At 44.7% G+C, this 947-nt stretch carries 2 protein-coding genes; both read left to right on the top strand.

Annotation, left to right across the window (positions count from 1 at the left end; all coding sequences use genetic code 11):
- Positions 1 to 372: 372 nt before the first annotated feature.
- Positions 373 to 624, top strand: coding sequence for a type II toxin-antitoxin system Phd/YefM family antitoxin (locus RTW80_RS26095; protein WP_000121743.1), 252 nt, complete (start codon positions 373 to 375; stop codon positions 622 to 624).
- Positions 614 to 895: a type II toxin-antitoxin system RelE family toxin gene (locus tag RTW80_RS26090; protein ID WP_000220560.1), complete on the top strand. Its 282-nt coding sequence runs from the start codon at positions 614 to 616 to the stop codon at positions 893 to 895. The genes RTW80_RS26095 and RTW80_RS26090 overlap by 11 nt, the downstream gene beginning before the upstream one ends.
- Positions 896 to 947: the final 52 nt, after the last annotated feature.

Below are 947 nucleotides of genomic sequence, written 5' to 3'. Positions count from 1 at the left end.
GTTCGATACAACCATGGTGAAAACATGCGAAATCGAAAAAATCGCTCAGAATGCGATACAGCGCGTTTTAGAGGGTATTTACAAAACAGTCGTTGCCTTGAGGAAATTTTGATCAAGATTGAACTCCTATCCGGATCATGGCAACAGATCACAGCAACAAGGCCGCTAAAAAGCGTTGAGCGGCGTTAAAAACCGTTAAACCGTAGCTGACTACAACGAAACGGGAAAAAACGCTCAGAACGCGTTACAGAGCGTTTTAAGGCGATGTCGGAAAGAGCCATATCTCACCTGTTCTGATGTTTTTCTCAACATAAGCACTTTTAAGAGTGCTTTTAAAGATGCTATTATGCCAATGAGACAAGCGGAGGGCTTATGAGCTATCAAATTCTGACAACCACAGCGGCCAGTATTACTGACCTGAAAAAAAATCCTATGGGAACCGTAGCTGAAGGTGAAGGGGACGCTGTTGCGATCCTGAACCGAAACGAACCGGCGTTCTATTGCGTTCCACCAAAACTTTACGCCTACTATCGGGAACTCGCTGAAGATGCTGAGTTAAACGCTGTTGCTGATGAGCGCATGAAAAACCCGGAAATTGTGAAGGTTAACCTGGATGACCTATGAACTGGCTTTTGACCGTAGAGCACTGAAGGAATGGCAGAAACTCGGCCACACCATCCGTGAACAATTCAAAAAGAAACTGGCAGAACGGCTGGAAAATCCACGCGTACCCGCAGCCCGGTTACATGGTCATGCTGATCGCTATAAAATCAAACTTCGTGCATCTGGCTACAGACTTGTATACCAAGTCATTGATGAGAAAGTCGTTTTACTCGTTATTGCCGTTGGAAGAAGGGAAAGCAGCGAAGTCTATCAGATCGCAGATTTGCGCTAAGATTAATCATCAAATGATTGACTGTTTACAGTCAGAGCGAGAGCATTAAAAA

Source organism: Escherichia sp. AM3 (assembly GCF_032029835.1).
GTDB lineage: Bacteria > Pseudomonadota > Gammaproteobacteria > Enterobacterales > Enterobacteriaceae > Escherichia > Escherichia coli.
Note: the sequence above shows the minus strand (reverse complement) of the source record. Positions and strands in the feature narration are given on the sequence as shown.